The 20,860-nt window shown below is 65.0% G+C and carries 18 protein-coding genes and 1 tRNA gene; 1 reads left to right on the forward strand and 18 read right to left on the reverse strand.

Annotated elements, in window-relative coordinates; genetic code table 11:
• Position 1 precedes the first annotated feature (1 nt).
• The 16 genes from rpmC to rpoB form a co-directional block, all read right to left on the reverse strand.
• On the reverse strand, positions 2–235 hold the full coding sequence (rpmC, locus tag BLT68_RS05995; RefSeq protein ID WP_050694292.1) for a 50S ribosomal protein L29: 234 nt from the start codon (positions 233–235) through the stop codon (positions 2–4).
• Positions 235–654, reverse strand: coding sequence for a 50S ribosomal protein L16 (gene rplP, locus BLT68_RS06000; protein WP_009058543.1), 420 nt, complete (start codon positions 652–654; stop codon positions 235–237). The genes rpmC and rplP overlap by 1 nt, the downstream gene beginning before the upstream one ends.
• A 5-nt stretch (positions 655–659) precedes the next feature.
• Positions 660–1,469 carry a 30S ribosomal protein S3 gene (gene rpsC / locus BLT68_RS06005; protein ID WP_050694291.1) on the reverse strand — a complete coding sequence of 270 codons (810 nt, stop codon included), beginning with the start codon at positions 1,467–1,469 and terminating at the stop codon, positions 660–662.
• Position 1,470: 1 nt separating this feature from the next.
• Positions 1,471–1,842: a 50S ribosomal protein L22 gene (gene rplV / locus BLT68_RS06010; RefSeq protein WP_050694290.1), complete on the reverse strand. Its 372-nt coding sequence runs from the start codon at positions 1,840–1,842 to the stop codon at positions 1,471–1,473.
• A gap of 29 nt (positions 1,843–1,871) precedes the next feature.
• Positions 1,872–2,153 carry a 30S ribosomal protein S19 gene (gene rpsS, locus BLT68_RS06015; RefSeq protein WP_050694289.1) on the reverse strand — a complete coding sequence of 94 codons (282 nt, stop codon included), beginning with the start codon at positions 2,151–2,153 and terminating at the stop codon, positions 1,872–1,874.
• A gap of 16 nt (positions 2,154–2,169) precedes the next feature.
• Positions 2,170–3,006, reverse strand: a complete 837-nt coding sequence (gene rplB / locus BLT68_RS06020; RefSeq protein WP_050694288.1) for a 50S ribosomal protein L2 — start codon at positions 3,004–3,006, stop codon at positions 2,170–2,172.
• A 22-nt stretch (positions 3,007–3,028) separates the two neighbouring features.
• The gene (gene rplW / locus BLT68_RS06025) at positions 3,029–3,334 is read right to left on the reverse strand and encodes a 50S ribosomal protein L23 (RefSeq protein WP_050694287.1); all 306 of its coding nucleotides are present in this window, start codon (positions 3,332–3,334) and stop codon (positions 3,029–3,031) included.
• Entirely contained in the window at positions 3,331–3,975 is a 645-nt protein-coding gene (gene rplD / locus BLT68_RS06030) for a 50S ribosomal protein L4 (protein ID WP_050695704.1), read from the reverse strand. Before rplD ends, rplW begins: the two co-directional genes overlap by 4 nt.
• A gap of 2 nt (positions 3,976–3,977) precedes the next feature.
• Positions 3,978–4,643: a 50S ribosomal protein L3 gene (rplC, locus tag BLT68_RS06035; RefSeq protein WP_050694286.1), complete on the reverse strand. Its 666-nt coding sequence runs from the start codon at positions 4,641–4,643 to the stop codon at positions 3,978–3,980.
• 11 nt (positions 4,644–4,654) lie between these two features.
• Positions 4,655–4,963 carry a 30S ribosomal protein S10 gene (gene rpsJ / locus BLT68_RS06040; protein WP_003790631.1) on the reverse strand — a complete coding sequence of 103 codons (309 nt, stop codon included), beginning with the start codon at positions 4,961–4,963 and terminating at the stop codon, positions 4,655–4,657.
• Positions 4,964–5,499: 536 nt separating this feature from the next.
• Positions 5,500–6,687 (reverse strand): elongation factor Tu, encoded by a 1,188-nt coding sequence (tuf, locus tag BLT68_RS06045; protein ID WP_050694285.1) that lies wholly within the window; start codon positions 6,685–6,687, stop codon positions 5,500–5,502.
• Positions 6,688–6,837: 150 nt separating this feature from the next.
• A complete protein-coding gene (fusA, locus tag BLT68_RS06050; protein WP_050694284.1) occupies positions 6,838–8,961 on the reverse strand; it encodes an elongation factor G in 2,124 nt (707 codons plus the stop codon).
• Between the two features lie 78 nt (positions 8,962–9,039).
• Entirely contained in the window at positions 9,040–9,510 is a 471-nt protein-coding gene (gene rpsG, locus BLT68_RS06055; RefSeq protein ID WP_003790637.1) for a 30S ribosomal protein S7, read from the reverse strand.
• The gene (gene rpsL, locus BLT68_RS06060; RefSeq protein ID WP_009743585.1) at positions 9,510–9,884 is read right to left on the reverse strand and encodes a 30S ribosomal protein S12; all 375 of its coding nucleotides are present in this window, start codon (positions 9,882–9,884) and stop codon (positions 9,510–9,512) included. Before rpsL ends, rpsG begins: the two co-directional genes overlap by 1 nt.
• 439 nt (positions 9,885–10,323) lie before the next feature.
• Positions 10,324–14,226 (reverse strand): DNA-directed RNA polymerase subunit beta', encoded by a 3,903-nt coding sequence (locus BLT68_RS06065; RefSeq protein ID WP_050694283.1) that lies wholly within the window; start codon positions 14,224–14,226, stop codon positions 10,324–10,326.
• A gap of 15 nt (positions 14,227–14,241) precedes the next feature.
• The gene (gene rpoB / locus BLT68_RS06070) at positions 14,242–17,718 is read right to left on the reverse strand and encodes a DNA-directed RNA polymerase subunit beta (RefSeq protein ID WP_050694282.1); all 3,477 of its coding nucleotides are present in this window, start codon (positions 17,716–17,718) and stop codon (positions 14,242–14,244) included.
• A 1,142-nt stretch (positions 17,719–18,860) separates the two neighbouring features.
• Between rpoB and BLT68_RS09115 the strand changes: the two genes are divergently transcribed.
• The gene (locus BLT68_RS09115) at positions 18,861–19,340 is read left to right on the forward strand and encodes a hypothetical protein (RefSeq protein ID WP_131800083.1); all 480 of its coding nucleotides are present in this window, start codon (positions 18,861–18,863) and stop codon (positions 19,338–19,340) included.
• Positions 19,341–19,518: 178 nt separating this feature from the next.
• Here BLT68_RS09115 and BLT68_RS06075 read toward each other — a convergent pair.
• Positions 19,519–19,595: transfer RNA gene (locus BLT68_RS06075), tRNA-Ile, on the reverse strand.
• Positions 19,596–19,779: 184 nt separating this feature from the next.
• Positions 19,780–20,736 carry a fructosamine kinase family protein gene (locus tag BLT68_RS06080; protein WP_074633265.1) on the reverse strand — a complete coding sequence of 319 codons (957 nt, stop codon included), beginning with the start codon at positions 20,734–20,736 and terminating at the stop codon, positions 19,780–19,782.
• Positions 20,737–20,860 lie beyond the last annotated feature (124 nt).

Consider the following 20,860-nt stretch of genomic DNA (forward strand, 5'->3'; position numbering starts at 1 on the left):
CTCACTCCTCAGTGTTCGGGGCGGTGCGGTAGCCAAGCTCCCGCTCACGCGCGATGGTGTAGATCCGGGCAATGTCGCGGCGCACGGTCTTCATACGACCGTGATCCTCGAGGTTGCCGACGGCCTGCGCAAAACGCAGGTTGAACAGCTCGGCCTTAGCCTTCTCCAGCTCCTTGGACAGCTGAGAGTTGTCCATGGCGTCGAGCTGCTCGGTGGTCAGACCCTTCTCTGCCATCAGATGTCACCACCCTCTCGGACCACGAAGCGGGTCTTGATAGGAAGCTTGTGCTGGGCACGGCTGAGGGCCTCGCGAGCGAGCTCCTCGGGGACGCCTGCCAGCTCGAACATGACGCGACCGGGCTTGACGGGGGCAACCCACCACTCCGGAGCACCCTTACCGGAACCCATTCGGGTTTCGGCGGGCTTCTTCGTCAGCGGACGATCCGGGAAGATGTTGATCCAGACCTTACCGCCACGCTTGATGTGACGGGTCACGGCGATACGGGCCGCCTCAATCTGACGGTTGGTGATGTAGGCACTCTCCAGGGCCTGGATGCCGTAGTCGCCGAACGCCAGTTCGGTGCCACCGGAGGCAAAGCCAGTGCGGTGAGGACGGTGCTGCTTGCGGTACTTAGTCCGACGGGGAATGAGCATCGGGCTCAGGCCTCCGATCCGGTCGTGGGCGCAGCGGCCTCGGAGGCGTTAGCCTCACGGGGAGCCTGCTGCGAAGCGGTCTCCTGGCTGGGGCGTCCGCCGCGGCGGGGGCCGCGGCGACCATCGCGACGTCCGCCGCGCTGGGCGTGCTCGGCCTGCTGGCGAGCGAACTCGCGCTCGGTCATGTCGCCCTTGTAGATCCACACCTTGACGCCGATGCGACCAAAGGTCGTGCGGGCCTCGTGGAATCCGTAATCGATGTTCGCGCGGAGGGTGTGCAACGGCACGCGACCCTCACGGTAGAACTCGGAGCGGGACATTTCCGCGCCGCCCAGACGGCCGGACACCTGGACACGAATGCCCTTGGCGCCGGCGCGCTGCGCGGACTGGATGCCCTTACGCATCGCGCGACGGAAGGACACGCGTGCAGCGAGCTGCTCCGCGATGCCCTGAGCGACGAGCTGCGCTTCGAGATCGGGGTTCTTGACCTCAAGGATGTTGAGCTGAACCTGCTTGCCCGTCAGCTTTTCGAGCTGCACGCGCAGGCGGTCGGCCTCAGCACCACGCCGACCGATGACGATGCCCGGGCGAGCGGTGTGCAGGTCGACGCGAACGCGGTCACGCGTGCGTTCGATCGCGACCTCAGCGATGCCGGCGCGCTCGAGGTTATCGGTCAGGAACTTACGAATCGCGACGTCTTCCGCCACGTAATCAGCGTAGCGCTGTCCCTTGGTGGTGGAGTCGGAGAACCAACGAGAACGGTGGTCCGTGGTGATTCCCAGACGGAACCCGCGGGGGTTGACCTTCTGGCCCATGTCAGCGGTCTCCCTTCTTCTTGTCTTCCTTGGTCCCCACCACGATGGTGATGTGGGAGGTGCGCTTGAGGATACGACCAGCGCGCCCCTGAGCACGGGGACGAATACGCTTCATGGTCGGCCCTTCGTCCACGTAAGCCTCCAGGATGAGCAGGTCGGCCTCGTTGAAGGTCTCTCCGGCGTTTTCAGCCTTAACCTTCGAGTTGGCGACGGCGCTCAGGAGCACCTTGCGGACATCGGTGGCGACGGCCTGCGGGGCGAACCGCAGAATGTCGGCGGCCTCCAGAACGCCCTTGCCGCGAACCTCGTTCACGATGCGGCGGGACTTCCGGGGCGTGACGCGGATGAAACGCGCCTGCGCCTTGGCTTCCATGTATCTGCCTCTTCTTCCGTGGGGCCGGCTCAGCGCCGACGTCCCTTACGATCGTCCTTGTCGTGGCTGCGGAAGGTACGCGTGGGAGCGAACTCTCCGAGCTTGTGGCCCACCATCGACTCGGTGATGAAAACGGGCACATGCTTACGGCCGTCGTGGACGGCGATGGTCAGGCCCAGGAAGTCCGGGGTGATGACCGAGCGGCGCGACCAGGTCTTAATGACGTTTTTCGAGCCGGATTCGTTCGCGGCGTCAACCTTCTTGAGCAGGTGGTCGTCGACGAACGGGCCCTTCTTCAAACTACGCGGCATTTCAATCGACTCCTACTCAGCGGTTCTTGCCGGTCTTGCGACGGCGGACGATCAAGCGATCGGACGCCTTCTTCGGGCGACGCGTACGGCCCTCGGGCTTGCCCCAAGGCGACACGGGGTGGCGACCACCGGACGTGCGGCCTTCACCGCCGCCGTGCGGGTGATCAACCGGGTTCATGACGACGCCACGCACGTGCGGACGCTTGCCCTTCCAGCGCATGCGGCCGGCCTTGCCCCAGTTGATGTTCGACTGCTCGGCGTTGCCGACCTCGCCGATCGTGGCGCGGCAGCTTGCCTCGACGTTGCGGATCTCGCCAGAGGGCATACGCAGCTGGGCGAAGCGGCCTTCCTTAGCGACGAGCTGAACGGAGGTGCCGGCGCTGCGCGCGATCTTCGCGCCGCCGCCCGGGTAGAGCTCGACGGCGTGCACGACGGTGCCCAGGGGGATGTTGCGCAGCTGCAGGCTGTTGCCGGGCTTGATGTCGGCCGAGGGGCCGGCCTCGATCTGATCACCCTGCTTCAGGCCGGTCGGAGCGAGGATGTAGCGCTTGGCGCCGTCCGCGTAGTGCAGGAGGGCGATGCGAGCCGTGCGGTTGGGGTCGTACTCGATATGCGCGACCTTCGCCGGAACGCCGTCCTTGTCTGACCGACGGAAGTCGATCACGCGGTACTGACGCTTGTGGCCGCCGCCGCGGTGGCGGGAGGTCACGCGACCGTTGTTGTTACGGCCACCGGTCTTGTGCAGCGGGCGCAGCAGCGACTTCTCGGGCGTGTCGCGGGTGATCTCAACGAAGTCAGAGACGGACGAGAAGCGACGGCCCGGGGTCGTGGGCTTATACTTGCGAATTCCCATTGTTCAAATGTCCCTTCGGTCCTCAGGCTTGATCGCCGAAGATGTCGATGGTGCCCTCACGAACGGTGACGATGGCACGCTTGACGTCCTTGCGCTTACCGATCCCGCCTCGGGTGCGGTAGGTCTTGCCCTTACGGTTCTGGGTCGCGATAGAACCGATCTTGACGCCGAAGATGCGCTCCAAGGCGATCTTGATCTCGGTCTTGTTCGCGCGGGGGTCAACCTCGAAGGTGTACTTGCCCAGGTCCATAAGGGCGAGCGACTTCTCGGTGGTGACCGGCTTGAAGATGATGTCGCGGGGGTTCTTGCCCGCTTCGATCGTGCTCACTTGGTCTCCTCCTTGGTGCCGAGGAAGGCCTCCAGGGCGGCCTGCGTGAAGACGATGTCATCGGCGTCCAGGACGTCGTACGTGTTCAGCTGGTCGGCCCACAGGACGTGAACCTCGGGAACGTTGCGCAGGGACAGCGCGGTCAGTTCGTTGCCGCGCTCGAGGACGACGAGGGCCTGGCGGTCCTCGACGATCGCGCGCAGGGCGGCGAGAGCGGCCTTGGTCGAGGGCTTGTCGCCTTCGAACAGTGCGGTGACAACGTGGATACGATCGGCGCGCGCACGATCGGACAGAGCGGAACGCAGAGCGCCCTGCTTCATCTTCTTGGGGGTGCGCTGGTCGTAGTCGCGCGGCTGAGGGCCGTGGACAATGCCGCCGCCGGTGAATTGAGGCGCGCGGATGGAGCCCTGGCGGGCGTTACCGGTGCCCTTCTGGCGGAACGGCTTCTTGCCACCGCCGGAAACCTGGCCGCGGGTCTTCGTCGCGTGCGTGCCCTGGCGGGCGGCCGCGAGCTGGGCGACAACGACCTGGTGCATCAGCGGAATGTTGGTGGGAACATCAAAGATTGGACCCGGGAGGCAGGCGGAGCCCGCCTTCTTGCCCTTGATGTCGATGACGTCAACGTTACGATCGTCAGCCATGATCACGCACCCTTCACGGAGGAGCGAACCAGCACCACGCCGTTCTTGGGACCCGGGATGGCGCCGCTGATGAGCAGCAGCCCCTTCTCGGCGTCGACGGCCTGGATCGTCAGGTTCTGGACAGTACGACGGTCGCCACCCATGCGGCCCGCCATGCGCAGGCCCTTGAAGATGCGGCCGGGCGTCGCGCAGGCGCCGATGGAGCCGGGCTTGCGGTGGTTGCGGTGCGCGCCGTGAGAGGCGGAGACGCCGGCGAAGCCGTGGCGCTTCATGACGCCGGCGAAGCCCTTACCCTTGGTGGTGCCGGAGACGTCGACGGACTGACCGGCCTCGAATGCGGTGGCGTCGAGCTCCTGGCCGAGCTCGTAAGAGTCGTGCTCGGAGGTGCGAACCTCTGCGAGGTGACGACGGGGGGCAACCCCGGCCTTCTCGAAATGGCCCTGCAGGGGCTTGGTAACCTTGCGGGCGTCGATCTCGCCGAAGCCAAGCTGGATAGCCGAGTAGCCGTCGACCTCCTCGGTGCGTACCTGGGTGACGACGTTGGTGCCGACCTGCACGACAGTCAGGGGCACGAGGTGGCCGTCGGCATCCCACACCTGGGTCATGCCGATCTTGCGGCCGAGCAGCGCCTTGATTGGCGCGGCAGCGTGCTGCTTCTTGTTAGTCATTGCAGATGTCCTCAGAGCTTGATCTCGATGTTGACGTCCGCGGGCAGGTCGAGGCGCATGAGCGAGTCGACGGCCTTGGGGGTCGGGTCGATGATGTCGATGAGCCGCTTGTGCGTACGCATTTCAAAGTGCTCGCGGCTGTCCTTGTACTTGTGGGGCGACCGGATAACGACGAAAACGTTTTTCTCGGTCGGCAGCGGCACCGGGCCCACGACCGTGGCGCCCGCACGCTGTACGGTGTCCACGATCTTGCGCGCGGAGCTGTCGATAACCTCGTGGTCATACGACTTGAGCCGGATGCGGATCTTCTGTCCCGCCATGCCGTCTTACCTCTTCTCGTACAGATTCGCCGCCGGTCCCCGCACTCGGGCGTGTCGCGACCGTCGTGCTCGTGACCGCTCGCGCTGGACCGGCGTCTTGTCCAAAGATCTTGGGCATATTGCCCGGTCCATGCGCGATGGCACGCACGGACCACCCCAGAGACGCTGGGGCAACCGTGCCATTCTGTCAGAGTTCCACCCGCGAGCACAAACCAGAAGGCGGGTCCTCGCATGTGAAACCACCGACAGAGTGGCGGCGACAATGGCCTGAGCGCCAAAGAGGCAGCCCGGACCGTCACCAAGAAACCACCGTACCCCGCACTCGGGCGTGTCGCAACCGGTGGTTCGTCACATTCACCCGGCTCAAGGCACCGAGCCCCCATCCTCTGTTCCCAGTGGACGGCTTGGACGCAATCATCTGCGGGACAGTTTTGGGCCCTACCCACAGACAGGGGTCCCGCCTCCGAAAGGAGGCGGGACCCCACATGCCGCTGGATCAGCAGCGAATCAATCCCGAGAAAAACTCAGGGATGGATTCACTTGATGACCTTGGTGACACGACCGGAACCAACGGTGCGGCCACCCTCACGGATGGCGAAGCCCAGGCCGGGCTCCATGGCGATGGGCTGGATCAGCTGAACGGAGATCTCGGTGGTGTCGCCAGGCATGACCATGTCGGTGCCCTCGGGGAGGGTGATGACGCCGGTCACGTCCGTGGTACGGAAGTAGAACTGCGGACGGTAGTTCGAGAAGAACGGGTTGTGACGGCCGCCCTCTTCCTTCTTGAGGATGTAAACCTGGCCCTCGAACTCGGTGTGAGGCGTGATGGAGCCGGGAATGGCCACAACCTGGCCGCGCTCAACCTCATCGCGCTTGGTACCGCGCAGCAGCAGGCCACAGTTCTCGCCGGCCCATGCCTCGTCCATCGACTTGTGGAACATCTCGATGCCGGTGACCGTGGTCTTCTGGGGATCACGGATACCGAGGATCTCGACCTCGGAGTTGATCGGCAGCTTGCCACGCTCAACACGCCCCGTGACGACCGTGCCACGACCTGTGATCGTGAAGACGTCCTCGATCGGCATGAGGAAGGGCTTGTCCATATCGCGCTCGGGGGTGGGGATGTAGGAATCCACAGCCTCCATGAGCTCCTCGATCTTGGCAACCCACTCCGCGTCGCCCTCGAGGGCCTTCAGAGCGGAAACCTGGACGATCGGGGCATCGCGATCGAAGTCCTGGGACTCCAGCAGGTCGCGGCACTCCTCCTCGACCAGTTCCATCATTTCCTCGTCGTCAACCATGTCGGACTTGTTGAGGGCGATGAGGATGGTGGGAACGCCGACCTGACGGGCGAGCAGGACGTGCTCGCGGGTCTGGGCCATGGGGCCGTCGGTCGCGGCGACCACGAGGATCGCACCGTCCATCTGGGCCGCACCGGTGATCATGTTCTTGACGTAGTCGGCGTGGCCGGGAGCGTCAACGTGCGCGTAGTGACGCGCCTCGGTCTGGTACTCAACGTGAGAGACGTTGATCGTGATGCCACGATCGCGCTCCTCGGGAGCGTTGTCGACCTGATCGAAGGGGGTGAACTCGTTCAGTTCGGGGTACTTGTCATGCAGCACCTTGGTGATAGCTGCCGTCAGCGTCGTCTTGCCGTGGTCAACGTGACCAATCGTGCCGATGTTGACGTGCGGCTTGGTGCGCTCAAACTTGGCCTTCGCCACTTTTCGTCCTCCTGGACTCGGGTAGAAATTCTCAGCCTACGGCTAGGTGTCACTTTAACACCCATGGGGCATGAGACCTACTGGGATTACTGGTGTGTGAGGCGGCTCGCAGGGGCCGATTGCCCGGCCCCCACTCACCCCCGGTGGGACTCAGTTGCCCCGAGACTTGCCGACGATCTCATCCGCGACCGCGCGCGGAACCTCGGCGTAGCTGTCGAACTCCATGGAGTAGACAGCGCGACCCTGCGTCTTAGAACGCAGGTCACCGACGTATCCGAACATCTCGGACAGCGGAACCTGGGCCTTGACGACGCGTACGCCGTGCTGCTCGTCCATCGAAGAGATCGAACCACGACGAGAGTTGAGGTCACCGATGACATCGCCCATGTACTCCTCGGGAGTACGGACCTCAACGGCCATGATCGGCTCGAGGAGGACGGGGCTGGCCTTCTTCGCGGCCTCCTTCAGCGCCATCGAGCCAGCGACCTTGAACGCCATTTCGGAGGAGTCAACCTCGTGGTAGGCGCCGTCAAGCAGCGTGGCCTTGATGTCAACCATCGGGTATCCGGCGAGAACGCCGGAACCCATGGCATCCTTGATGCCCGCGTCGACCGAGGGAATGTACTCGCGCGGAACGCGGCCACCGGTGACCTTGTCCTCGAACGTGTACTCTTCCTCGGAGTCGGCCGGGAGGGGCTCCAGGGCGATAATGACACGCGCGAACTGGCCGGAACCACCGGTCTGCTTCTTGTGCGTGTACTCGTACTTCTCGACCTTCTTGCGGATGGTCTCGCGGTAGGCGACCATCGGGTTACCCACGTTGGCCTCCACCTTGAACTCGCGGCGCATGCGGTCGACGATGATGTCGAGGTGCAGCTCGCCCATACCACCGATGATGGTCTGGCCGGTCTCCGCGTCGAGCTCGACGGTGAACGTCGGGTCTTCTTCCGCGAGCTTCTGGATGGCGACACCCATCTTCTCCTGGTCGGCCTTCGACTTGGGCTCGACGGCGACCTGGATAACCGGGGCCGGGAACGTCATCGACTCCAGGACGATCGGCTTGTTGATCGCCGAGAGCGTGTCGCCCGTGGTCGTGTCCTTCAGGCCGATAACCGCGTAGATGTGGCCGGCGTGGGCCATCTCGACGGGGTTTTCCTTGTTGGAGTGCATCTGGAAGATCTTGCCGATGCGCTCCTTCTTGCCCTTGGTCGAGTTCAGGACCTGGGAGCCAGACTCGACCTTGCCGGAGTAGACGCGGATGAAGGTGAGCTTGCCGTAGAACGGGTGAGCGGCGATCTTGAAGGCCAGAGCGGAGAACGGCTCGTTCTCATCGGGCTTGCGGGACTCGGTTTCTTCCTCGGTCTCGGAGCCGGGGAGGAAGCCGCGCACGCTGCCGATGTCCAGCGGCGAGGGCAGGAAGTCCACGACGGCGTCAAGGACGGGCTGCACGCCCATGTTGCGCAGGGCGGTGCCACAGTAGACGGGGAACGCGCGCGAGGAGATGGTCAGCAGGCGGATGCCTTCCTTGATCTGCTCGAGCGTCAGCTCGCCGTTCTCCAGGTACGCCTCGGTCAGCTCGTCCGAGCCCTCCGCGGCGGCCTCGATGAGTGCCTCGCGGTACTCCTCGGCCTTCTCCTGGTATTCCTCGGGGATCGGACCGCGCACGACGAGGGAGCCGAAGGTGTCGTTGCCCTTGTCGTCCTTCGCCGGGTAGGTCAGGGCCTCCATGGTCAGCAGGTCGATGTTGCCGACGAAGTCATTCTCAGCCCCCATGGGAAGCTGCATGACGATGGGGGTCGCGTGGAGGCGATCCTTGATGGTGGAAACCGAGAAGTAGAAGTCGGCGCCCATCTTGTCCATCTTGTTGATGAAGCAGATACGGGGGACGTCGTACTTGTCTGCCTGACGCCACACGGTCTCGGACTGGGGCTCAACGCCCTCCTTGCCGTCGAACACGGCGACCGCACCGTCGAGGACGCGCAGCGAGCGCTCGACCTCAACCGTGAAGTCAACGTGACCGGGGGTGTCAATAACGTTGATCTGGTTACCGTTCCAGAAAGAGGTAACGGCGGCGGACGTAATCGTGATGCCGCGTTCCTTTTCCTGCTCCATCCAGTCGGTCGTCGAGGCGCCGTCGTGCGTCTCGCCGAGCTTGTAGTTGATACCCGTGTAGAACAGGATGCGTTCCGTCACGGTCGTCTTGCCGGCATCGATGTGAGCCATGATGCCAATGTTGCGGACCTTGTTGAGATCCGTCAGCACCTCTAGTGCCACGAGTGTGGTTCCTTCGTTCGAAGTGGTGGGTGAAGTTGCTGCGTGAGACGAGACCCGGCTGCCCAGGCCTCGTTACAATCACCAGCGGTAGTGCGCGAAGGCGCGGTTGGACTCGGCCATCTTGTGCATGTCCTCGCGGCGCTTGACAGCGGCCCCGAGGCCGTTGGAAGCATCGAGGATCTCGTTGGCGAGACGCTCGGTCATCGTCTTTTCGCGGCGCTGACGCGAGAAATCGACCAGCCAACGCAGGGCCAGCGTCGTGGCGCGCGCGGGGCGCACCTCGACCGGAACCTGGTAGGTCGCGCCACCAACGCGGCGAGAACGGACCTCGAGGGCCGGACGAATGTTCTCGAGGGCGCGCTTGAGCACGGAGACGGGCTCCTGCTCGGTGCGCTCGCGAACGGTTTCGAGAGCACCGTAGACGATGCGCTCGGCGACGGTCTTTTTTCCGTCGAGGAGAACGCGGTTGACCAGCTGGGTCACGACCTTGGATCCGTAAACCGGGTCATCGACCAGGGGGCGACGGGGAGCGGGGCCTTTACGAGGCATTACTTCTTCTCCTTCTTCGCGCCGTAACGGGAACGAGCCTGCTGGCGGCCGCGAACACCCTGCGTGTCCAGCGAGCCGCGGACGATGCGGTAACGCACGCCGGGCAGGTCCCTCACTCGGCCACCTCGCACGAGCACGATGGAGTGCTCCTGCAGGTTGTGGCCCTCACCGGGGATGTACGCGGTGACTTCGACGCCGGACGAAAGGCGCACGCGGGCGACCTTTCGCAGAGCCGAGTTCGGCTTCTTCGGCGTTGTCGTGTACACGCGGGTGCACACGCCGCGACGCTGGGGCGAGCCCTTGAGCGCACGCGTCTTCACCTTCGCGCGCTTCGAGACACGCCCCTTGCGGACGAGCTGCTGAATGGTAGGCACTGGGTCTCCAGATTCTTTCCGTCGGCGGCCTCCCCTCCTTCACAGGGGCGGCCCTGATTGTCAGTCTTCCGCGACTGCGCAACCCCCGCGCGGGCACACTCGTCCGCTGGGGGCCGGCGCGCCATGATAACCACGAAGGTCAGAGAATGACGCCCGGAGCTCCGACGGACGGAGCCCGCTCCCGGTTACCCGGGCACAGAGGTCCCACAGAGGCGGGAACCATCGCCTAGGATAGCGGCCCCTCCCCCGCAGAGTCAAAGGGGACCTCGTGTGGTTCCCCCCTCATCCTCACAGGATCGCCCCGGCGAACACGAAACCGGACCGCAGAAGATTCGCCCGCGCGAAACAGTACCGTTCACGGCGCGCACACGACCAAGAGGCCCCGGCCTCGTCGCGATAGTACGGACGAGGCCGGGGCCCCTATGCGGTCGCGCACCAGCTATTCGCGGAAGCTCATGCCGAAGTCGATGGCGCCCAGCGCGTCCAGGAAGTCCTCGGACACGGAGCCATCACTAAAGTCAGCCTCCGAGTAGTTCGAGTTCGCCATGGCCTCAGCCGTCGGCTCAACGATCACGTCGTTGTAGCGCGACAGGCCCGTGCCGGCCGGGATGAGCTTACCGAGGATCACGTTCTCCTTCAGGCCAACCAGGGAGTCCGACTTGCCGTTCATCGCGGCCTCCGTCAAAACCTTGGTGGTCTCCTGGAAGGACGCGGCGCTCAGCCACGAATCCGTGGCCAGGGACGCCTTCGTGATGCCCATCAGCATCTGGCGGCCCGAGGCGGGCTGGCCGCCCTCGGCCGCGACGCGACGGTTCTGCGTCAGGTACGCCATGCGGTCGACGAGCTCGCCGGGCATGAACGAGGTGTCGCCGGGCTCCAGGATGGTGACGCGGCGCAGCATCTGGCGCACGATGACCTCGATGTGCTTGGCGTGGATACCCACGCCCTGATCGCGGTACACCTTCTGCACCTCGTCAACGAGCATCTTCTGGGACACGTTGCGGCCCATGATGCGCAGGATTTCCTTCGGGTCCAGCTGGCCCTCGGTCAGCGGCGTACCGGCCTTGATGTGCTGGCCCTCGGACACCAGCATCTTCTGGCGGCGCGACACCTCGATAACCAGGTCCTCCTTGCCATCGTCGCGGGTGATGACCACCTTGCGGGCGCTCGGATCCTCGTCGTTGATGTGGACGCGGCCGGCGGCCTCGTTCATCTTCGCTTCGACCTTCGGGCTGCGCGCCTCGAAGAGCTCCTGCACGCGAGGCAGACCCTGCGTGATGTCCGCGGCGGAGGCGGCGCCGCCGGTGTGGAAGGTACGCATCGTCAGCTGCGTGCCGGGCTCGCCGATCGACTGGGCGGCGATAATGCCGACGGCCTCGCCGATATCGACCTGCTTGCCGGTGGCCAGCGAGCGACCGTAGCAGGCCGCGCACGTGCCGACGGCGGACTCGCAGGTGAGGACGGAACGGCACACGATCTGCTCAACGCCCGCCTCAACGAGCTGCGCGAGCTGGTCGTCACCCAGGTCGGTACCCGCGGGCAAGACGACCTCTCCTGCCTCGTTCACCGCGTCGCGGGCGAGATTACGGGCGTAGGCGGTCGTCTCGATCGTCTCGGACGCCTCCCACTCACCCATGTCGTTCCTGTGGGCGATGTCGATCTTCAGGCCGGCGCGGGTGCCGCAGTCGGCCTCTCGAACGATGACGTCCTGCGAGACGTCAACCAGGCGACGCGTCAGGTAGCCCGACTCGGCGGTACGAAGAGCCGTGTCGACCAGGCCCTTACGGGCGCCGTGGGTGGCAATGAAGTACTCGAGGACGGTCAGGCCCTCACGGTAGTTCGCCTTGATCGGCTGTTCGATCAGCTTCTGCTTCGGATCGGACACCAGGCCACGCATGCCGGCGATCTGCTGGACCTGCGACCAGTTACCACGAGCCCCCGAGTTCACCATGCGATACACGGTGTTGCGCTCGGAGAAGTTCGAACGCATATCGTCGGCGACCTCTTCGGTGCACTGCAGCCACAGCTTCACGAGCTCCTCGTAGCGGGTCTCCTCCAGGATGATGCCAGTCTCGAACTGTTCGACGATCTCGGCCGCCTTGGCCTCGTAGCGGGCCAGGATCTCACGCTTACGCGGCGAGGCCTGAATGTCGGAGAACGCAATCGTGATGCCGGACCAGGTCGACCAGTGGAACCCAGCGGACTTGAGGGCGTCCAGGCAGTCGGCGACCAGCACGTTCGGGTAGCGCTGCGTCAGCGTGTTCACGATGTTGCCCAGCTGCTTCTTACCCACGACCTCGTTCACGAACGGGTAGTCGGTGGGCAGCTGCTCGTTGAAGATCGCGCGGCCCAGGCTGGTTTCGAGGATCAGGTCGTCGCCCGCCTCCCAGCCCTCGGGGGCTTCCCACCCCTCGGGCGGCACGGTGCCGTCGGCGAAACGGATGCGCGCGGTCGCGTTCAGGTCCAGGTTACCGGCGTCGAACGCCATCTGGGCCTCGGCCTGGCTGGAGAAGTACGGAACCACGGGATTGCCGTCCTCGTCCGTTTCCACGGGCACCGACGGGTCGGGCGTTGAGGTCAGGTGGAACAGACCGATGATCATGTCCTGAGACGGCATGGCCACGGGACGGCCGTCGGAGGGCTTGAGGATGTTGTTCGTCGACAGCATGAGGATGCGGGCCTCGGCCTGCGCCTCCGCTCCCAGCGGCAGGTGAACGGCCATCTGGTCGCCGTCGAAGTCGGCGTTGAACGCGCCGCAGGCCAGGGGGTGCAGCTGGATGGCCTTACCCTCGATCAGCTGGGGTTCGAACGCCTGGATACCGAGGCGGTGCAGCGTGGGCGCGCGGTTGAGCAGCACCGGGTGTTCGCGGATAACGTCGTCCAGGACGTCCCACACCTCGGGGCGCTGGCGCTCGACCTTGCGCTTGGCGGCCTTGACGTTCTGCGCGTAGTTCTTTTCAACCAGGCGCTTCATGACGAAGGGCTTGAAGAGCTCCAGGGCCATCTGCTTGGGCAGACCGCACTGGTGCAGCTGCAGCTGCGGGCCGACGACGATGACGCTGCGGCCGGAGTAGTCGACGCGCTTGCCCAGCAGGTTCTGACGGAAACGCCCCTGCTTGCCCTTGAGCATGTCCGAGATCGACTTCAGCGGGCGGTTGCCCGGGCCGGCGACGGGGCGTCCGCGGCGACCGTTGTCGAAGAGGGCGTCAACGGACTCCTGAAGCATGCGCTTCTCGTTGTTGACGATGATCTCGGGGGCCCCCAGCTCCAGCAGGCGCTTGAGTCGGGTGTTGCGGTTGATGACGCGGCGGTACAGGTCGTTGAGGTCGGAGGTCGCGAAGCGGCCGCCGTCGAGCTGAACCATGGGGCGCAGGTCCGGCGGGATCACGGGGATCTTTGTCAGGACCATCGAGGCCGGCGAGTTCCCGGTTGCGACGAAGGCGTTAATGACCTTCAGGCGCTTGATGGCGCGGGCCTTGCGTGGGCCGGAATCCGAGGCGATGGTCTGGCGCAGCGCGGCGACCTCACCCTCCAGGTCGAAGGTCTCCAGGCGCTTCTGGATGGCGGCCGCCCCCATGTCACCCTTGAAGTAGGTGCCGTAGCGGGCCACCATCGCACGGTAAAGTCTCTCGTCGCCCTCGAGGTCGCCGACCTTGAGGTCCTTGAAGCGCTCCCACACGGCCTCGAGCCCGTCGATGTCGCCGTCGAAGCGGCGGCGAATCTTGGCCATCTCGCGTTCGCCCTGCTTGCGGGCGCGCTCGCGTTCGGCCTGTGAGGCACCGTCCTTCTCCAAGGCGGCCACGTCGGACTCGAGCTGCTCCGCGAAGTCGTTGATGGTGGCGTCGCGGTTGTTCTCCATCTGCTTCTTCTGCACTTCAAGTTCGGCGCGCAGTTCGGCCAGATCCTCGTGGCGGCCCTTTTCGTCGACCTCGGTGATCATGTAGGCGGCGAAGTAGATGACCTTCTCCAGGTCCTTGGGCGCGAGGTTAAGCACGTAGCCCAGCCGGGAGGGGACTCCCTTGAAGTACCAGATGTGCGTGACGGGCGCGGCCAGGTCGATATGGCCCATGCGCTCACGGCGGACGCGGGAGCGAGTGACCTCAACCCCGCACTTCTCGCAGATGATGCCCTTGTAGCGCACGCGCTTGTACTTGCCGCATGCGCACTCCCAGTCGCGCGTGGGGCCGAAGATCTGCTCACCGAACAGGCCGTCGCGCTCGGGCTTGAGCGTACGGTAGTTGATGGTCTCCGGCTTCTTGACTTCACCGTGGCTCCACTCGGCTATGTCGTCGCCGGTGGCCAGGGTGATCTTCAGGCTGTCGAACGTTTTGGCGTCCAGCAAAGTTATCTCTCCCTATCAGATCGCATCGATGGTCGCCGCAGCGTTCGGACGGGCATCGAGGGTGATGCCCAGGTCCTCACGCGCATTGAAGTCTTCGTCCTGTTCGCGCAGGTCAATGACGTTGCCGGCCGCGTCGAGTGCTTCGACGTTCAGGCACAGCGAGCGCATTTCCTGGATGAGGACTCGGAAGGACTCGGGGATGCCGGGCTCGGGGATGTCCTCGCCCTTGACGATGGCCTCGTACACCTTGACGCGGCCGGTGGTGTCGTCGGACTTGATGGTCAGCAGCTCCTGGAGGGCGTAGGCAGCGCCGTACGCTTCCAGGGCCCACACCTCCATTTCGCCGAAGCGCTGGCCGCCGAACTGGGCCTTACCGCCCAGCGGCTGCTGCGTGATCATCGAGTACGGGCCCGTGGAACGGGCGTGGATCTTGTCGTCAACCAGGTGGTGGAGCTTCAGCATGTAGGTGTAGCCCACCGAGATCGGGTACGGGAAGGGTTCGCCGGAGCGACCGTCGAAGAGGCGCGCCTTGCCCTCGTGGTTGGTGAGGATGTCGCCGTCGCGGTTCGGGTTGACGTTGCGCAGCAGCCCGGCGAGTTCGTCGGCCTCGAGGCCGTCGAACACGGGGGTGGCGACGGGCGTGCCGGGTTCGGTGGAGATACCGTCGGCGGGCAGGTGCGCCGCCCATTCTTCGCCGGCCTCGATTGCCGCCGAGGCATCCCAGCCCTGGTGGGCGAGCCACCCGAGGTGGTACTCGAGCACCTGGCCGACGTTCATTCGGCCGGGGACGCCCAGCGGGTTGAGGATGATGTCGACGGGGGTGCCGTCGGCCAGGAAGGGCATGTCCTCGACGGGGAGGATCTTTGAGACGACGCCCTTGTTTCCGTGGCGGCCGGCCATCTTGTCGCCGATCGTGATCTTGCGCCGCTGGGCGACGTAGACGCGCACGGTCTGGCGGACGCCGGGGTTGAGGTCGTCCTCGTCGTCGTTGAATTCGCGCACCCCGATGACGATGCCCTCTTCGCCGTGGGGGACCCGCAGGGAGGTGTCGCGCACCTCGCGGGCCTTCTCGCCGAAGATGGCGCGCAGCAGGCGTTCCTCACTGGTGAGCTCGGTCTCACCCTTCGGGGTGACCTTGCCGACCAGGATGTCGCCCGCGGTGACCTCGGCGCCGATGCGGATGATGCCGCGCTCGTCCAGGTCCGCCAGGGATTCCTCGGAGACGTTGGGGATGTCGCGGGTGATCTCTTCCTCACCGAGCTTCGTCTCGCGGGCGTCGACCTCGTACTCCTCGATGTGGATGGAGGTCAGGATGTCCTGTTCGACGACGCGGCGGGACAAGATAATGGCGTCCTCGTAGTTCAGGCCTTCCCACGACATGTAGGCGACCAGCAGGTTCTTGCCCAGCGCGACCTCGCCGTTGGACGTGGCGGGCCCGTCGGCCAGGACGTCACCGACCTCGACGCGGTCGCCCTCGTCAACGAGCACGCGCTGGTTGGTGCAGTTACCCGGGTTGGAGCGCTCGAACTTTTCGAGGCGGTAGGAGTCGCGTCCGCCGGCGTCCGTGGAGACGACGACGAAGTCGGCGCTCACCTCAGAGACGACGCCCGAGTGCGCGGCGAGGATCATTTCACCAGAGTCGTGCGCGGCGCGCATCTCCATGCCGGTGCCGACCAGCGGGGCTTCCGTGGTGAGCAGCGGCACGGCCTGACGCTGCATGTTCGCGCCCATCAGGGCTCGGTTCGCGTCGTCGTGCTCGAGGAACGGGATGAAGGCCGCGGCGACGGACACCATCTGACGCGCGGAGACGTCCATGTAGTCGACGCGTTCGCGCCCGATCAGCGTCGGGTCTTCGCCGGCGACGCGGCACAGGACGTCGCGCTCGGCGAAGGAGCCGTCTGCGTTCAGGGGCGACGAGGCCTGGGCGATGAAGTGGCCCTTCTCATCGTCCGCGGTGAGGTAGCGGATCTGGTCGGTGACTTTTCCGCCCTCAACGACGCGGTAGGGCGTCTCGATGAAGCCGAAGGGGTTGATGCGCGCGAAGGTCGCGAGCGAACCGATGAGGCCGATGTTCGGACCTTCGGGGGATTCGATCGGGCACATGCGGCCGTAGTGCGAGGGGTGAACGTCTCGCACTTCCATGCCGGCGCGGTCGCGCGACAGGCCGCCGGGACCCAGGGCCGACAGGCGGCGCTTGTGGGTCAGGCCCGCCAACGGGTTGTTCTGATCCATGAACTGGGAGAGCTGGGAGGTTCCAAAGAACTCCTTGATGGCGGCCACGACGGGGCGGATGTTGATCAGCGTCTGGGGCGTGATCGAATCCGTTTCCTGGGTGGTCATGCGCTCGCGCACGGTGCGCTCCATGCGGGCGAGGCCGGTGCGGACCTGCCCCTGGATGAGCTCGCCGACGGCGCGGATGCGGCGGTTGGCGAAGTTGTCGATGTCGTCGACCTCGACGCGGACCTCGACGGCCTCGCCGCCCCGGGTGCCGCCGAAGGCCTTGTCACCCTGGTGCAGGGCGAGCAGGTACTTGACGGTGGCGACGATATCCTCCAGGGAGAGGGTTGAGGCCTTGGGGTCGGCTTCGATGGCCAGCTTCTTGTTGATCTTGTAGCGGCCGACCTTCGCCAGGTCGTAGCGACGGGAGTCGAAGTAGAAGTTGTTGAGCAGCGTCTGGGCGGCGTCAACGTTCGCGGGCTCGCCGGGGCGCAGCTTGCGGTAGATGTCGAGCAGGGCCTCTTCCTGCGTGGCGACCGTGTCCTTTTCGAGGGTCTCGAGCAGGACCGGGTAGGCGGCGAAGGTGTCGCGAATCTCGGATTCGGTCATGCCGACGGCCTTGAGGAAGTGCGTGACCGACTGCTTGCGCTTACGGTCGATGCGCACGCCGACGGCGTCGCGCTTATCGATCTCGAACTCGAGCCACGCACCGCGGGAGGGGATGACCTTCGCGCCGAAGGTTTCCTTGTCGGTGGAGCGGTCCGAGAGCTTCTCGAAGTAGACGCCGGGGGAACGAACGAGCTGGGAGACGACGACTCGTTCGGTGCCGTTGATAATAAAGGTGCCGCGGGGGGTCATGAGCGGGAAGTCGCCCATGAACACGGTCTGGGACTTGATTTCGCCGGTCTCGTAGTTCATGAACTCGGCGGTCACGTACATGGGGGCGGAGTACGTGTAATCTTTTGCCTTGGCTTCCTCCATGGAGTACTTGGGGGATTCCAGGCGGTGGTCGTGGAACGACAGGCTCATGGTGCCTGCGACGTCCTCAATGGGGGAAATCTCGTGGAAGATTTCTTCGAGGCCAGAGACGTCGGGGACGTCACCTCGGCCGGATGCCTGTGCGGCTTCGACGCGGGCCTTCCACGCGTCATTCCCCAGCAACCAGTCGAAGCTTTCAACCTGTAGTCCCAGCAGATTGGGGGCCTGGAGGGGTTCACGAAGCTTGGCGAACGAAATGCGGTTCCTGGGCTGTTTGGCGGTGCTGTTGGCAGCCAAAGGGGGTCCTTCCCTGCTTTTACGGTGCGCACGCTGCCTTATCCCCCATTATCTGACGCGTCCTGGTCCGCCAAGCGCCTGTTACGGCGGCTGGATACGGGTCACCTCGGGCATGATAAGGCGCAAATACCCAGGCTACCGTGAGTCGCGTCGCGAGTCAAGGTGACTTGTGTTATGTGCAGGGTGTCACGGGGCGAGGCCGCGGCGGCTTCTCACCCTCTCTCTCCTGGCGTCAAGAGGGTGCTCGCACCTGACAAGCGGGCGTGCCCATCGCACCGCCCGGGCGTTGGTGCCCCAAGTCGGGCTTGAACCGACGACCGACTCTCTCGAGCACCCCCGTCTCCCACAGTCGCTTGATCGCAGGCTCGCTGTACTTCTTCATCGAAACAAGCGCCATATTCGCAGTTCACACACTGTTCTCATAGCCAGTTCAATCGGCCATCCGCACGAGTCCCAGCTGGAAGGTCTACTCGACTTCACCACAGTACTTGACAACACTATCGCTTCACTATTCCTCACCCCCTGCCTGTCCCAACAAATGCAGGACACAGGTGTACATGGGGCCTGTGATGATTGTCTTGGACAGCACCAACTGTCCCAAGACTTGCACCAGGCCAGAAGATATGGGGAACTCAAATATGCTCCTTGCTCGGAACCTAGTTGACGGCACATTCATCAGCGCGTACGAATTCAAGGCGATGAGATCCACAGACCGTCCCGACACCCTGGTATGCCCCGGGATCAGCGCGGAAGGAGCGGCGTGCACAGCCTCCGTCTCGCCAGCTGCGTTGACATCAGACCATATGCATCCCTATTTCCGCGTGGCCCGCGTCAGCGATCACGTCGTTGGTTGCACGGAGGCCTCAACCAGGGTCGAGTCGCCGGATAAAGCCACTGACTTGGTGGGAGCGAAAGGAAAGCAGGGGCCGCGAGGCCCTCGCCAGCTCATACGCATCACCCTGCGCCACCCGCAAGCCGCCGCTACTCTAGCAGCACAGAAAGCCACTCGTGCGACGAGTGCTCGCATCGGCCACCACCGCGCACCCGCACCTACTAGCGGGACACGCACACTCACAGTTCAATGCGGAATCCGCAAAGCAGCCCTGGACCACGCGCGCGGTATCATTACCGACACTGACACCGTGAGCCTGGGAGACAACAAAGGGGCCGCTAGCCGGTTCATCTACCCAACTGATCGACTCATCAACGCTCCCTACAACGGCCACGAGGTCATCGCCTACGGGCAGTTGCACAGTGTCAGCAAGGGAAACGCTGCCAACACGTACTTCATTCGACTATGCCTTCCCGACGGTCGCCCCACCAAAGTATCCATTATGATCAGTGCCGCCCACTACGCAGCACTGCGCGTACGTCTCACCCAGGTCATGCTCGAACCCACAGCTTGGATGCTGATCGCATGTGGCACAGTCACAGGCCGGGAGGAGGCGAAACGATACCTCCGCCCCGTCGGTGCTCGCTCAGTTCACTTTCAGCGTACCTCGCTCAAGGTAGCGCACACGCCGTCCGCGAGCTTACCAGTGTCAGAGGACGTGAAATTCTCCGTCCCTGGCAGCACCTTCGAAGCCCGCTCAGAAAGCTCATCGAAATCCACATCCAATTGAGCTCGGGCTTATCCCGTTCCCGCTCCACCTTGCAGGGATACTACCCGCAGGAGGCGTGATTCTTCGCTGCTTTCGTTGCCGTCTTACGCCGGACTCTCGACGTGATGCTACTGATCTTCCGCTGGATACTGGATCCACTTTTTCGCAGGTATCCCAAGAACTGCGGTCGAGAAACCGTTGGTGCCCCAAGTCGGGCTTGAACCGACGACCGACGGATTATGAGTCCGCTGCTCTGACCGACTGAGCTATTGGGGCGGGGCCATCCTACCGGATCGCGCCCGGGTAGCTCCACCCGCGGGCGCAAGTCGCGTGCTCACATCGCGGGGCGGCGGGTCCATCGAAGCAGGTAAGACCCCCGCATCGGATTGCGGGCCCGCGTCGCGGGGCGAATACACGGCGCGCGGCCGACGACGGGCCGGGAGCCACGCCTCCGGCGTGCTCACGCGTATCGGCGGGCGATCGAGGCGGCCTCGGGCACGTAGGAGCGGCCGAAGATGGCGCAGTGCAGCATGATGATGTGCATCTGGTGCAGGGCCATGCGCTCGCGCCACCCGTCCGCCAAGGGTGACGCCTCGTGGTAGGCGGCGGTGATGCGCTCCAGGTGTGGGCATCCGAAAACGGCGAGCGCCGCCAGGTCCTCCTCGGCGTGGCCACCCTGGGCGGCGGGGTCGATCAGGACCGCCCCATCGGGAGTCCACATGACGTTGCCGGACCACAGGTCGCCGTGGGTGCGGGCCGCGCCGACCGGGCCGGGCCGGGCGATCGCGTCGGAGACCAGGCGGGGCTGGTCGTGGTCGAGCGCCCCGGATTCCAGCCGTTCACACAGCCGCCCGATCAGGGCGCGGTCGGCGGCAGTGAAAGCAGGGGCGCCCAGGTAGGGCGCGATTCGCTCATGTGCATAGAAGCTCCCCCACGACCGTGCCGAGGCCGGGGCAAAGTCGCCGAGATTCGCGGCGGCGCTGCCCCGCGACGTGTTCGCGGGCTCCTGCGCTCCGCTCGAATTGGTCTCCTGCGAACCATCATCGAGGGCACCGCGACGCACCGGGTCTCCCCCGGGCCTCGCCGGGTCGGCGGCGCGAGCGCCGGGCTCCTGTCGCTGCGGGAGAGACAGGGGCGCCTCCCCCATCCACCCGTCGCCAGCGTACCCGGGCGGGGCGGCCCCGAGGTGGCTGGCGCCTGCAGCGTGGGTGTGGGCGAGGGCCCGCCCAAACTCCTCGGCAGCGCTTGAGGTGGGTGCGGCGGAAAGCAGCCGCGGCTCCTCGAGCCAGGTGGGCCCGTGGTCGATGACGGGCACAACGGCAGCGCCCGGGGCCGAGGCCTCGGCCAGCCACGCGAGACCGGCGACCTCGTAGGCGATCCGCCCGGGCCGCCCGTCGGTCTTCCTGATGGTGTCCATCGTTGCACCTCGCCTTCTTTCGGCTGACCGATCGCTGACAACCGCTGCTGCATGCTGTCCCATGTTATCCGCAACTGTCCACGCGCCCGACCGATCAGAGCCGCCGACCTGCCCGGGCGTCACC

It is taken from the genome of Schaalia meyeri (assembly GCF_900105015.1).
Lineage (GTDB): Bacteria > Actinomycetota > Actinomycetes > Actinomycetales > Actinomycetaceae > Pauljensenia > Pauljensenia meyeri.

Coding starts and splice junctions, on each gene's coding strand:
- rpmC (WP_050694292.1), bottom strand. CDS start 235: ATGGCAGAGAAGGGTCTGACCACCGAGCAGCTCGACGCCATGGACAAC.
- rplP (WP_009058543.1), bottom strand. CDS start 654: ATGCTCATTCCCCGTCGGACTAAGTACCGCAAGCAGCACCGTCCTCAC.
- rpsC (WP_050694291.1), bottom strand. CDS start 1,469: ATGGGCCAGAAGGTCAACCCCCGCGGGTTCCGTCTGGGAATCACCACG.
- rplV (WP_050694290.1), bottom strand. CDS start 1,842: ATGGAAGCCAAGGCGCAGGCGCGTTTCATCCGCGTCACGCCCCGGAAG.
- rpsS (WP_050694289.1), bottom strand. CDS start 2,153: ATGCCGCGTAGTTTGAAGAAGGGCCCGTTCGTCGACGACCACCTGCTC.
- rplB (WP_050694288.1), bottom strand. CDS start 3,006: ATGGGAATTCGCAAGTATAAGCCCACGACCCCGGGCCGTCGCTTCTCG.
- rplD (WP_050695704.1), bottom strand. CDS start 3,975: ATGGCTGACGATCGTAACGTTGACGTCATCGACATCAAGGGCAAGAAG.
- rplC (WP_050694286.1), bottom strand. CDS start 4,643: ATGACTAACAAGAAGCAGCACGCTGCCGCGCCAATCAAGGCGCTGCTC.
- rpsJ (WP_003790631.1), bottom strand. CDS start 4,963: ATGGCGGGACAGAAGATCCGCATCCGGCTCAAGTCGTATGACCACGAG.
- rpsG (WP_003790637.1), bottom strand. CDS start 9,510: ATGCCTCGTAAAGGCCCCGCTCCCCGTCGCCCCCTGGTCGATGACCCG.
- BLT68_RS06080 (WP_074633265.1), bottom strand. CDS start 20,736: ATGGACACCATCAGGAAGACCGACGGGCGGCCCGGGCGGATCGCCTAC.